General features: G+C 64.2%; 5 protein-coding genes. 2 read left to right on the forward strand and 3 right to left on the reverse strand.

The genetic code is table 11. The annotated features are described in order from the left end of the window. Positions 1 to 26: 26 nt before the first annotated feature. The 3 genes from EPL00_RS19245 to EPL00_RS23880 form a co-directional block, all read right to left on the reverse strand. Positions 27 to 2,705 (reverse strand): DUF1156 domain-containing protein, encoded by a 2,679-nt coding sequence (locus tag EPL00_RS19245; protein WP_135853938.1) that lies wholly within the window; start codon positions 2,703 to 2,705, stop codon positions 27 to 29. A 6-nt stretch (positions 2,706 to 2,711) separates the two neighbouring features. Continuing rightward, positions 2,712 to 5,921, reverse strand: a complete 3,210-nt coding sequence (locus EPL00_RS19250; protein ID WP_135853937.1) for a DUF499 domain-containing protein — start codon at positions 5,919 to 5,921, stop codon at positions 2,712 to 2,714. 94 nt (positions 5,922 to 6,015) lie between these two features. Then, entirely contained in the window at positions 6,016 to 8,787 is a 2,772-nt protein-coding gene (locus EPL00_RS23880) for a DUF1156 domain-containing protein (RefSeq protein WP_135853936.1), read from the reverse strand. A gap of 155 nt (positions 8,788 to 8,942) precedes the next feature. Here EPL00_RS23880 and EPL00_RS19260 point away from each other — a divergent pair, with 155 nt between their 5' ends. Continuing rightward, a complete protein-coding gene (locus tag EPL00_RS19260) occupies positions 8,943 to 10,814 on the forward strand; it encodes a DEAD/DEAH box helicase (RefSeq protein ID WP_135853935.1) in 1,872 nt (623 codons plus the stop codon). After that, positions 10,811 to 12,172, forward strand: a complete 1,362-nt coding sequence (locus EPL00_RS19265) for a cell division protein ZapB (protein ID WP_135853934.1) — start codon at positions 10,811 to 10,813, stop codon at positions 12,170 to 12,172. Before EPL00_RS19260 ends, EPL00_RS19265 begins: the two co-directional genes overlap by 4 nt. The last annotated feature ends 64 nt before the right edge of the window (positions 12,173 to 12,236 follow it).

Raw genomic sequence — 12,236 nt, forward strand, 5'->3', positions numbered from 1 at the left:
ACTCGACCGCCGCGACGGACGCCCGCTCAGTAGTTGCTCAGGTCGCGGTTCCCGAGGACGCGCCGGTAGGCGTCGTCGTCGGTCGCGTCGGCGAGTCGCCCCGCGAGGTCCCGAAGGTCTTGGCCGGTGGTCCACTTGTCGAGGTAGTTGCCGACCTTCTTGCCCTCCTCGTAGCGGTACCGGAGGAACTGAATCTTGTCGAGGTTGGTGAGGTGGTCGCCGCCCTCGCCGTTGACGCGCTCCTCGATGTAGGCCCGCCGGGCCTCGTTGTCCCACGTCCCGAGTTGGAAGCCGTCGTCTTGGGTGTAGAGACGCAGTTCGGCTAACTCCTCGGGCGCGGCGCTGGTCCCGCGACAGAGCTTGTTCACGTCGTCGTAGGACGGGTCGTCGGTCCCGAGGAGGTCCACGAACACGTCCTCGATGCCCTCGTCGCTGGCCTCTTGGATGATGCCGTAAATCTTGTCCACCACGTCCTTGGCGTCCAGAATCTCGCCGTCGTGCTGGACCTTGCCGTGGTGCTTGGAGTACTCGCGGAAGCACTCGCCCATCTCGATGACGCCGATGTCGCCCAGCGAGAGGTCGCGGTTCTCCTCTAACTTCGTGCGCGTCTCGCGGGCCGTCTCGTAGATGTTTCGTCTGAGGTCATTCCACGAAATCGGAGTGCGATTTTCTGCGGGCCGAGCGACCACCACGATGTCGAACGAGACGGATTCACCTTCGAGGAACTTACTTAGGTCTGCGGAAACGGGATATGTCGCGGTGACAGTGAAACCGACTTCACAGAGTGCCTCTAGCAGTTCACCCCACGACTCAGAGTCACTGTGGTGGTATGTGAACGTGAGTACTCCGTTTTCCTTCAGCGCACGACGAACCGCGGAAAATGCCTGTTTCAATTCGGACTCAAAGTCATCAACGTCTTTGTCTGATGCAGGGTTGACGACAATACTCTCCGAACGAGGGGAGTGTTCTGGCTCGAAGCAATCGTACTGATTTTCGAGAACAGGCTTTAGCCAGACGTAAAAATAATCAGATAACTCAGAATAGAGAACATTATTATAGTACGGTGGGTCGGTAATGACCAAATCGTACTCGTCTCTTTCGTCTAAATTTCGCACATCTCCCTGACGGATAGTGGAAGAATCTCCAATTGATTTGGAGAACTCTGCTGTTTTGGAAGTTTCGCCATCTTCTACGTATCTCTCTGTAGGGGACTTTGCGTATTCAACGCCCGATTTTACAATGTCAAACGACGAAGTGAATGTCCCTCGGCCAAATTTAGTCCCCCAAACGTTGTTTTCGACCGGATAGAGTGGGGGATTCAGCCGATTTATCCGGAAGATATGGTCTATTTTGTTGTAACCGCCATCGTACGTAACCATCATACAGTTCGTCCGGAGAGAATCTGACAGTGCGGTAAGAAGATACTCCTTGATATTCGTCGATTCGAGTTTATCTATAGATTTAGCTAACTTCGACAGGGCGAGGAGTTGACGTTCATTATAAAGGTCCGTCCATGTTTCGTAACCGTGTCTCGGGAGGTTTCCGTTTCCGGACATGGAACCGTCAAACTGATTTGCATCAGTCGACCATCCTGACCGAATCGGCTTGTCCGGCACGTACTGGCGAAGTTCGTCGGAATTCTCCCACTCCTGTTTGGCCTCTTCGAACAGTTCTTTGTCGGCCTCCGCGGCCGACTTGTAGCCTTTCACCTCGCTCTTTTCGCATCCCTGCTCGTCACAATGCGGGCAGTAGTACTCGACCGCGTACAGTCGAATGTCGAAGCCACCCTGTTCCTCGATGGTATCCGTGACGGGGTACTTCTGACCGCAGTCAGGACAAATGTAGTCGCCGTAGTCGATGTGACCCTCCTTCGCCGTGAACTCGTGACCACACTCCGAGCAGTCCGATTCGCTCTGCCAGTCGTCCACCAGCACGACCTCCTCGCAGGCGGGACAGAGAACGTTGTACTTGTCGTCGTTTTCGTACCGTCCTGCCGCGACTCGGAAGTCACGGTAGAGGGGAACAGTCGAATCGCACGACACACAGTCCAACTCCTTGACCCAGAAGTTGTACATCACGTCTGCCTCGTGGTCGCCGTTCGGACACGGCGTCCGGTAGTACTGGGTGATGTCGTCTGCTACGTCGTCGCGGACCTCCTCGAACGCGGCTTCGAGGTCCGCCACGTCGGTCCGGCCCGCTTCGAGTTCCTTCTTCGTGACGAACCACGCGACGGGGTTGAGGTCGTTGCCGACGACCTCCGCGCCGAAGCGGGAGGCTTCGACCAGCGAGGTCCCGCCACCCATGAACGGGTCGAGTACCTTCTTGCCCTCGACGGTCACGTCCTTGGGGTAGAGGTCCCACAGCGATTCGGGGTCGGTCATATCGACCTGCTCCAACAGGTCGGCTACGTCGGCCCCCTCGTAGTCGAAGTCCGCCAGCGTCTCGTTCTCCTGTCCGGGGTCGTCTACCGACACCTCCTCGGGGTCGTCCAGCAGGGTGTACAGCGAGATGGCCCGGAACACGCACCCGAGGCGGCGCGCCCACCACTTGTGCATCGTGTAGATTGGCCGGTAGTACATCTTCGCGCGACTCTCCTTCTCGGCGATCTCGTTGACGCGCTCGATTGGAAACCCGCGTTCTATCGGGAGTTCGCGGCGCTGTGCGTCCGACTGCTCGCTCTCACTCGCTGGAATGTCGTCGCTCATCGTGGGTTACTCCTTGCGGAACTCCATCTCGACGCGGATGTCCGTCGCGTCGGCGGGCACCTTGTCGAACAGCTTCGAGAAGACGGTGTACGGTTGGTCGGCTTCGAGGGTCGTGTCCACGTGCGTGCGCTCGGTCGCGGCGATGTCCCGCATCTCCTCGGGCACGCCCGCTGAGCCGGGGAGGACGAACTTGATGGACCCGTAGTTGAGCTGGCCTTCTCGGTGGAGCTGTCGCCACTTCTTGCGCATCTCGGTCGGGCTGTCGCCCTGATACTCGAAGTCCCACGTCTCGACCTCGCCGGGCTTCTTGAACGGGTAGCCGTTCATCCAGTCGCTCGGGTCCGACGAGCCGTTCGTCCCGACGGTGTACTCCGGGGCGGTCTCCTCGCCGAGGTTCCGCAGGAGGAACGTCTGGACCGCCGCCTCCGACACCGAGCTACCGAACCGGTCGCGGACCTGTGTGACCGTGAACTTCCCTTTCGGCTCCACGCCCTCGATGTAGTCGAGTATCTCCTCGCCGACGCGGGTCGAGACCGTCGGCACGAGCGTCACGTTCGCGGGGTCCCTGTCCCCGAGGTCCGAGAGATAGCGCCGCCCGGCTTCGAGGAGGTAGTTCTCCGCGAGGCAGTCGGTCACTGCTTTCCGGACCGCGGTGTCGGTGCGCTCGGGCGGCAGGAACACGTCCGGGTCGCCCCGAATCTCCCGGACGATGCGCTCGACGCTCGCCCGGCCGTCGCGGTCGATGGCCGCGTCGATGCGGTCCCGAATCTCGGCCGAGCCGATCAGTTCGGCCTCCGAAACGTCACGGACCGCGGCGTCGAGTTGCGGCTCGTCGAGGAGTTTCGTCCCGCGGACGACGACGTAGGCGTCGTCGCTCGTGAGCCGACCGACCGCCATCATCAGCGTGTCCTTCTCGTCGCCGTCGATGCGAACGTCGGTCTGGGTCAGCAGGTCCTCGTAGTACTCGCCGATATCGACTTCGTCGGTCCCGCCGCCGAACTGGGTCCGGAGGTCCTCCTCGACCTCCTCGATGGTCCACGTCTCGACGGGGTCGGCGTGGACGATGGTGGTCTTGGGCGTGAGGTCGTCCATCGACTCGTCGAAGCCGTCCTCGGCGGTGTGGACGAGGACCGACTTGTCTTCGAGCGCGGGTTCGGCGGCGTCGATGACGGCCCCGACGCTCCCCGGAATCGGGTAGCTCGGTTCCCGCAGGAACTCCTCGTACACGTCTTCGGGCGTCGTCTCGCCCTTTCGGTCGAGGAGGTCTTGGGTGATGGTCCACGTCGGCCCGCGAAGGTCGAAGGGGTCGGCGGCGGCCTCGGAGGCGATGTTGCGGGCGCTGTACTCGTCGCCGTCGAAGACGAACACGTCGAGGTCCATCGGGTTGGCCGTCTCGAACTCGTCGAGCAGGTCGTCGCCGTCCACGACCTCGCCGTAGGCCCGGCGGAGTTCCTTCCGGAGTTCCTCCTCTTCTTGACTCTTCATCGCCTCGATTCGCGCCCGAATGTCCCGGTCGAGGGCGTCGTCCGCCAGCACTTGCCGCGCGCCCTCGACGTAGCGGGCCTTGTCGATGTACCGCGTGCCCGACTCGATGGCCTCGTCCGGAAGCGGCTGGACGAAGACGAAGGTGTTGCGCCAGTTGCGCCCGCGGCCGTCGTCGGTGATGACGCGCTCGACTTCCTCTGGACCCCACTCGTCGCTCTTGACGACGACCTTCACGTCCCGCGAGTCGGGGACCGACCGGATGTCGTCGGTCCGGAAGCCGACGGTGTGGGTCCCCGGCCCGAACAGTTCGGTCACGATGTCCGCGATTTCGCCCTTCGCGGAGGCCACGGACACGTCACTGGCGGCGTTCCTGATGAGCGCGTTGGGGTTTCGCTTCTCGCGTATCGCGTACTTCCCGTTGAGTTTGTGGAGGTGCCACGCGACGCCGTGGAGCTGTTCGAGGTTGATGTAGATGTCCGAGATACGGTTGCCGGTCTGGTAGGTTCCCACGACTATCTGGGAGACTTCCGCGCCCTCGCCGTGGCTGTCGTTGAGCGAGTAGAGCAGAATCGTGTTGAGAACCCGGCGGCCGTACTCGACTTCCCCGCGGACCCGGTTCTCGATGTCGGAGACGCACGCCGACGGGCGCTCGAAGTTTATCTTCGAGAGTTCGTCCTCGAAGGTCTCGGCGTCCACGTCGCCGTGGGTAATCAGGTCGGTCCGCTCCCGGAGTTCGAGCAGGAGCGTCGAGAAGAGATATATCATCCCCCGCGTGTTCTGGTTGTCGTCGCTCTCGTAGTAGCGCGACTCCAGCGTCTCGATGAGTTCGGGGTGGAGCGGGTAGGTCTCGCGCATCTCCTCGCGCAGACCCGACTCCACCTCCACGTAGTCGGAAGTCTCGTAAGCGTCCACGTAACCGTTGACGATTTCGCGGGCGGCCTCGTCGTCTACGTCGTCGATGAGGCGGTGGAGCAACACGTCGCGCTTGCTCACCTTGCTACTCATGTTCACCTCCACGGCGTCCTCGCGGTCGAGGATGTCGTGGACCTTCGAGCCTTTCCGGAGGACCGAGACGATGGTGTAGAGTTCGAGGTCGGGGAGTGCGGTCGCCTCCAACAGCGACTGGAGGAACGCCCGGTTGGCGCTCTCGCGGTCGTCGTCGAGGGTGTCGTACCAGTCTTCGAGTTCGTCGGCGATGAACGCGACCGTCCGGTCGCCGACGGCCTCCTCGATGGTCTGAACGTCGGGGTAGCCGCCGCTCTCGAACGACCCGACATCGTAGTCCAGCGCCTCGAAGAACGGCTCCCAGAGGTAGTCGTAGTCGTTGTTCTCGTACTGCATCGCCACCGTAATCGGAATCGCGTCCTCGGGGAGCGCGTCGCCGAGACCGTCGATAGTACCGTCGGCCCACTCACTGGCGGCGCTCGGGTCGTCGAAGCAGTGATACAGCGCGACCATCTGGTGGGACTTCCCGGACCCGTACGGACCGTAGAGGATGTGGGTCTGGCGCGGGTCCTCGCCGTCGAGCGAATCGCGGAGGATAGTCAGCGTCTCGTGGAGTCCTTGGGTCGGGACCGTCCGGTCGAAGAACGTCGCGGCGTCGGACTCGAACTCGCTACTCTTGTCGATGTTGTAGAGTTTGACCTGCCCGTCGATGCGGCCTTCCTCGCGTAACTCCTCGCTGAGTGTTACAGTGTCCGAAATCGTAGTAGGGAGGGAATCGCTGGCCATTGGATATTGGTAGGATGAAGAAGGGCTTTCATAAGTACTACGGTGCCCGATTCCCGGTACGCCAGCGAGGAGAACCGCGAAATCGGCGTCGCAATCAGAAGCTCGAAACGTCGCGGTCGCCGAGGAGTCGCCGGTACGTCTCGTCGCCCGTCGCGTCCGCGAGTCGAGCGGCGAGGGTCCGGAGGTCGTCGTCCACGTCCCACCGCTCCACGTAGTTCCCGACCGTCTTCCCGGCTTCGTACCGGTGGCGGAGGAACTGGAGTTTGTCGAGGGCGGTAATATTCTCGTCGCTGTTCCGGTCGAGGCGCGCTCGGATGTACGCCTGTCGCTCCTGATTGTCCCACGTGCCGAGTTCGAAGCCGTCGTCCGTCGAGAACAACCGCATCTCCCGCAACTCGTCTGCGTCCGCGTTCGTCCCGCGACAGAGCTTGGTGACGCTGTCGAGCGTCGGGTCCGACGCTTCGAGGAGGTCCACGAACACGTCTACGAGGCCGATTTCGCTCGCTTCTTGGACGATACCGTAGATTTCGTCCACCACGTCCTTGGCGTCCAAGATGTCCCCGTCGCGCCGGACGTTCCCGTGGTGTTTCGAGTACTCGCGGAAACAGACGCCCATCTCCACGACGCCGATGTCGCCCCGCGAGAGGTCGCGGCCCTCGGCCAACTCCTGTCGGGTCTCGACGGCCGCCTCGTAGATTCGGCTCCGGAGCGTCCGCCAGCTAATCGGGGTCCGGTCGCGCTCCGCTATCGGCCGGGCGACGACCACGATGTCGAACGACACCGCGTCGCCCGTGATGAACTTCTGTACGTCCGCCGAAATCGGGTAGGTCGCCGTCACCTCGAACCCGCTGTCACAGAGGGCTTCGAGGAGTTCGCCCCACGACTCCGAATCGCTGTGGTGGTAGGTGAACGCCAGCACGCCGTCGTCGGTCAGGGCCTGCCGGATTACCGTGAACGCCTCGTGGAGTTCCGACTCGAAGTCCTCGCTGGTCTTGTCGAGGAAGGGGTTGGTGACGATGCTCTCGGCGCGCGGGGTCACGTCCCGGTCGAAGCCGTCGTACTCGCCCGAGAGGAGAAGCTTCTGCCAGACGTAGAAGTAGTCGGCGACTTCCGAGTAGATGACGTTGTCGTAGTACGGCGGGTCCGTGATTACCGCGTCGAACTCGTCTTCGAAGCCGAGGGTCCGCATGTCGCCGCGGTGGAGTTCGAAGTCCTCGCCGATTGGCGTCTCGAAGGGGTCGGTCTCGACGGACTCGCCCTCCTCGACGTATCGCTCGGTCGGCGCGTTGGCGTACGCGACGCCCTCCCGAACCATCTCCCAGTTCTTCCGGAAGTTGCCCATGCCGTAGTCGGTCCCCCAGACGTTCGCCTCGGCGGGGCGCTGTTGGGGGGCAAACGAGTTCGTCTGGAAGAGGTCGTTGATGTGGTTCCGGGAGGCTTGGTAGCCGACCATCGCGTTGTTGAACCGGAGCATGTCGCTGAACGCCAACAGGAGGTACTCGCGGGCGTTCTCGTCGTCCACGCCGTCGATGGCCCGCAGGAGCTTCGAGAGCGCGAGGAGTTGCCGGTCGTTGAACATGTCGGTCCACTGCTCGTAGCCGTGCTGGAACACGTCGTTGCCGCTAATCGAGGAGGCGGCCGTAATCGCGCCCTCCGGAATCTCCTCGTCGGGGACGTACGCCCGGAGTTCGGGCGACTCGTCCCACTCGGCGGCCGCCTCGGCGTACCGCTCGCGGTCGTACTCGCTGGGGGCCTCGTAGCCTTTCGCCTCGGAGATGTCTCGTCCGCGCTCGTCGCACTCCCGACAGTAGTACTCGACGGCGTACAGTTTCCGGTCGTACCCGCCCTGCTCCTCGATAGCGTCGGTGATGCCGTACTTCCGGCCGCACTCGGGACAGGAGTAGTCGCCGTGACCCACCGTCCCGTCTTCGGGGACGAACTCGTGGAAACAGTGGTCGCAGGTCGATTCGCTCCGCCAGTCCTCGACGTAGGTCAGGTCCTCGCACGACGGGCAGTAGACGGTGTACTCGTCGGCCCGGTCGTACCGCCCCTTGGCGACGCGGTAGTCCGAGAACAGCGGTACGGCGTGACCGCACGACACGCAGTCCAGTTCCTTCACCCAGAGGTAGTGCATCACGTCGGCGAGGTGTCCGTCGGCGTCCCCGTCACTGTCGTCGGCGGCGGCGTCGGCGGTGTCGGCGGCGGCGTCGGCGGCGTCGTCGCCCTCCGCGTCACCGCCAGCGGCGGCCTCCGCGTCGGCGGCGTTCGGACACGGCGTCCGATAGTAGGACGCCAGCTCGTCGCCGACCGCCTCGCGGACCTCCTCGAAGGCCGCGTCGAGCGTCTCCACGTCGGTTCGCCCGGCCTCCATCTCCTTCTTCGTGACGAACCACGCCACGGGGTTGAGGTCGTTGCCGACGACCTCCGCGCCGAACCGCGAGGCTTCGACCAGCGAGGTGCCTCCTCCCATGAAGGGGTCGAGTACCGTCTTGTCCTCGACGGTCACGTCCTTGGCGTAGAGGTTCCAGAGCGGCGACGGGTCGGTGGCCTCGACGGTCTCGACCCACGTGTCGAGGTCGTCGGTGCCGAGACCGAAATCGCTCAGTTTCGTGGTCTCCTCGCCCGGTTCGGTCGCGGTAATCTCGGTCTCGCCGTCGAGGAGGGCGTAGAGACAGATAGAACGAAAGACGCACCCGAGGCGACGGGCCCACCACTTGTGCATGGTGTAGATGGGACGGTAGTGCCGTTTGGCTCGGCCTTCCTTCTCGGCGATCTCGTTGATGCGCTCGATGGGGAACCCTCGCTCGATGGGAAGAGAGAGACGAGAAGCGTCTCGGTCGTCGTTCTGCCCGTCTCGGTGAGCCATATTACTGGAACCTGTGGCGGGACCGTTTAAAAACCTTCGTCAGTCGGGCGCTCCGGGGGAGCGTCCCGGCGGGTCGGCCGGTAGCGATGGCACCGACGCCGACCGCGACGGGAAAGAGTGTAATTTGATATAGGGGAAGGAAGACAGACCAACGCATGGCCGACCCTGACCGGACGAGCGACGAATCGGCCAACTTCGTGTCGGTCGAAGTCACGGCCGAATCCGCCGACGCGCTCTCGGACGCGCTGTCGTCGGGCGACGAGACGCCCACTGGCGACCACGCGCGGCCGAGTCACGCGCGGTCGATTCACGCTCGCCGACTGCTCGCTGGCGAGGCCGACGCCTCGCTCCAGTCGCTCTCGACGCTCGACTCGGAAGCCGTGAAGCTCCTCGAACATCAGGTGGATGCGGCGTACCGCGCGCTGTTCGAGATGAACGGGACGGCGTTGCTCGCCGACGAGGTGGGACTGGGCAAGACCATCGAGGTCGGGATGATTCTGAAGGAGATGGCCTACCGGGACACCACCGACTCCGTACTCGTGCTGACGCCCGCACAGTTGGCCCAGCAGTGGCAAGGGGAGTTGCGAGAGAAGTTCGGGCTAGAGTACGTCTGTAACTACGACGAGGAGTTCGAGGGGTTCGACGCCCACGACCGGATAATCGCCAGCATCGACACGGCCAAGAGCGACCGGTATCGGACGACCGTCCTCGCGCGCGACTGGGACGTACTCGTGCTGGACGAAGCCCACTACGTCAAAAACGAGGAGACCGACCGCTACGACCTGATAGACCGCCTCGCGTACCGGTACGCGTTCTTCCTCACGGCCACGCCGATTCAGAACGACGTGACCGACCTGTACAACATCGTCTCGCTCCTGCGGCCCGGTCTGTTCGGCACGCGAGAGACCTTCAAACACTACTTCCTCGAAAGCGGTCAGGAGACGCTGGTCAACACGACCGAACTCAGGGACCGGCTCTCGGAGGTGATGATTCGCAACCGGCGGGCCGAGACGGATGTCGATTTCACCGACCGCCACATCGACACGCGGACGTTCGACCCGACGCCCGCCGAACGGGAACTCTACCGACTCGTCTCCGAGTACGTCGAAGGAGCCTACAGCCGAGACGGCGGCCAGAAACTCGTCCTCATGCTCCTGCAGAAGGAGGTCGTCAGCAGTCCCGCCGCACTCGCCCACACCATCGAGAAGCGCCTCCACGACCAGCAGGAACTCACCAACCGCGAGGAGTTGCGGACCATCCGCGACCGAATCGACGACATCGAGACGGTGACCAAGCAGGAGCGACTGCTGGACATCGTGGACGAGGCGCGAGAGCGCGTCGAGAAGGGTCGGGTCATCGTGTTCACGCAGTTCCGGGCGACCCAGCGGGAACTCGTCGGGGCGCTCGCCGACGAGGGGTACGCGGTCCACACGTTCCACGGCGGCCATTCGAGCGACGAGAAGGAGGCCATCGTGGAGGATTTCCGGCGGGAAGGGGGTATCCTCGTCTCGACGGACGCGATGAACGAGGGCCGAAACCTCCAGTTCTGTAACGTCATGGTGAACTACGACCTGCCGTGGAACCCGATGAAGGTCGAACAGCGAATCGGGCGCGTACACCGCATCGGGCAGGACCGGGACGTGTACGTGTTCAACGTCGCGTTGGACGACACCGTCGAGGAGTACGTCCTCGACAAGCTCTACCACAAGATAGACCTCTTCCAGCAGACGGTCGGCGAACTGAGTACGATTCTCTCGGGACTCGAACAGTCGGGGTCGAGTTTCGAGGACGAGATTTTCGAGCGACTCGTGAGCGCCGACTCGGAAGTCGAGTTGGAGAACGATTTCGACGCGATGGCGGTTGACCTCTCCGAGCAACGGGAGTTGGCCGAGAAGATGGAGCAGTTCAACGACGACGTGTTTTCCGGGTTCGAGTTCGGTGCCGGAGCCGACGGCGACGCGACGGGAGAGAGTGACGACAGCGACGCGAGCGACGCGACTCGGGACGCGGGCGGGGGCGGACGATGAGCGGCGACGAGGCGGCCGACTTCGCGCTCGACCGCACCGACGAGCGCGTGGACGCCTACCTCGGGGCGCTCCTCGGGGACAGCGACGTGGCCGTGGAACGTCGAGACGACGAGTGGGAAGTCACCGCCGAGTCGGCCGACCCGACGGGTATCGGTCCGTTAGACGAGGCGCTGGCGGCGGCTCCCGAGGGCACGATTCGGTTGGTGGACCGCGACGAGGGCCGCGTGGGGCGCGGGGCGGCGGGCGGCGACCGCGAGGACCGTGACCCGGACCGCGACGACCTCGGCCCCGGCGAGTACGAACGAACCGGCGACGGGGCGCTCGTGACCGCGATACTGGACGCCGACGCCGCGTCTGCACCGGTGGGCCACTGGCGCGTGGCGGACGGCGTGTCGGACGTGCCCGACCCCGACTGGCTGGCCGAGTCGCCCGCGAGCGTGGTAGACCGGTCGTTCCGGTCGTACTACACGCGCCGGGCGGTCTGTCTCTGCTTCGAGGCGTCGATAGAGACGGTGAGCGAGTTCGAGCGGGACCTGCTGGTTCCGGTGGCGATGGACGCCGAGACCGAGGCGCGACTGCCGGGACTCGAAGCGTGGTTCGAGTCGGTCACGGCCGGTCCGGCGCTCGACCCCGAGCGCGTGGTCGTCGGCGGTGGAACCGCGAGCGACGAGTCCGCGGGTGATGGAACCGCGAGCGACGAGTCCGTGGGCGGTGGGGCCGCGGGCGGTGGGGTCGCAGACGACGACCGCTGGCCGGACGCCGAGGAGGTCGCCGATTTGCTGTCGGCGGGCCGGGAGTACGCCGAGGAGGCCGTCTCGTCGGCAGTCGAGTCGGTGCGCCGTCGGGCGACGCGAGCCGCGAACGTCGAGTTCGAGGAGTACGCCGACCTCAAGGGCGAGCGAATCGAGCAGTTGCGCGACGAACGCCAGCAGTTGTCCGAGCGACTGGACGCGATAGCGACGGAGTTGGACGAGGCCGCCGACCGGTCGGAGCGACTGGCCGCGTTGGACGAGCGGTCGGCGGTGCGCGACGAGCGCGAGGCGGTCGCGGCGGAACTCGACGCGCTGGAGACCGCGCGAGCCGAGGGGTTCCCCGTAAGGCGACGCGAGATTCGCGCGCGCCACAGCGTCGCGGTCGAACTCACGGCGACCGCGGCGACGGCGGTCGCCTACGAGAAGGGCGATTTGGTCGTGTCGGTGCGCGACGAGGGCCGGGCGGGGAGCTACACGGTGCCCTACGGCCGGGGCGTCGGCGTCGATGGGGACGCGGCGTGCGACCAGTGTGGGTCGCTCCTCGGGGCCGAGAACCCGATTCGGGTGACGGACGCGGGACCGGCGTGTCGGTCCTGTCGGGAGTAGGCCGGTGGAGTCGCGGTCGGACGCGAGGAGGCCGGTAGAGTCGCAGTCGGACGCGAGGAGGCCG

Origin of the sequence: Halorussus salinus, assembly GCF_004765815.2 — an archaeon.
GTDB classification, from domain to species: Archaea; Halobacteriota; Halobacteria; order Halobacteriales; family Haladaptataceae; genus Halorussus; species Halorussus salinus.

Excerpts from the sequence above, each read along its gene's own strand:
- EPL00_RS19250 (WP_135853937.1), bottom strand. The coding sequence starts at position 5,921 with ATGGCCAGCGATTCCCTCCCTACTACGATTTCGGACACTGTAACACTC.
- EPL00_RS19265 (WP_135853934.1), top strand. The coding sequence starts at position 10,811 with ATGAGCGGCGACGAGGCGGCCGACTTCGCGCTCGACCGCACCGACGAG.
- EPL00_RS23880 (WP_135853936.1), bottom strand. The coding sequence starts at position 8,787 with ATGGCTCACCGAGACGGGCAGAACGACGACCGAGACGCTTCTCGTCTC.
- EPL00_RS19260 (WP_135853935.1), top strand. The coding sequence starts at position 8,943 with ATGGCCGACCCTGACCGGACGAGCGACGAATCGGCCAACTTCGTGTCG.
- EPL00_RS19245 (WP_135853938.1), bottom strand. The coding sequence starts at position 2,705 with ATGAGCGACGACATTCCAGCGAGTGAGAGCGAGCAGTCGGACGCACAG.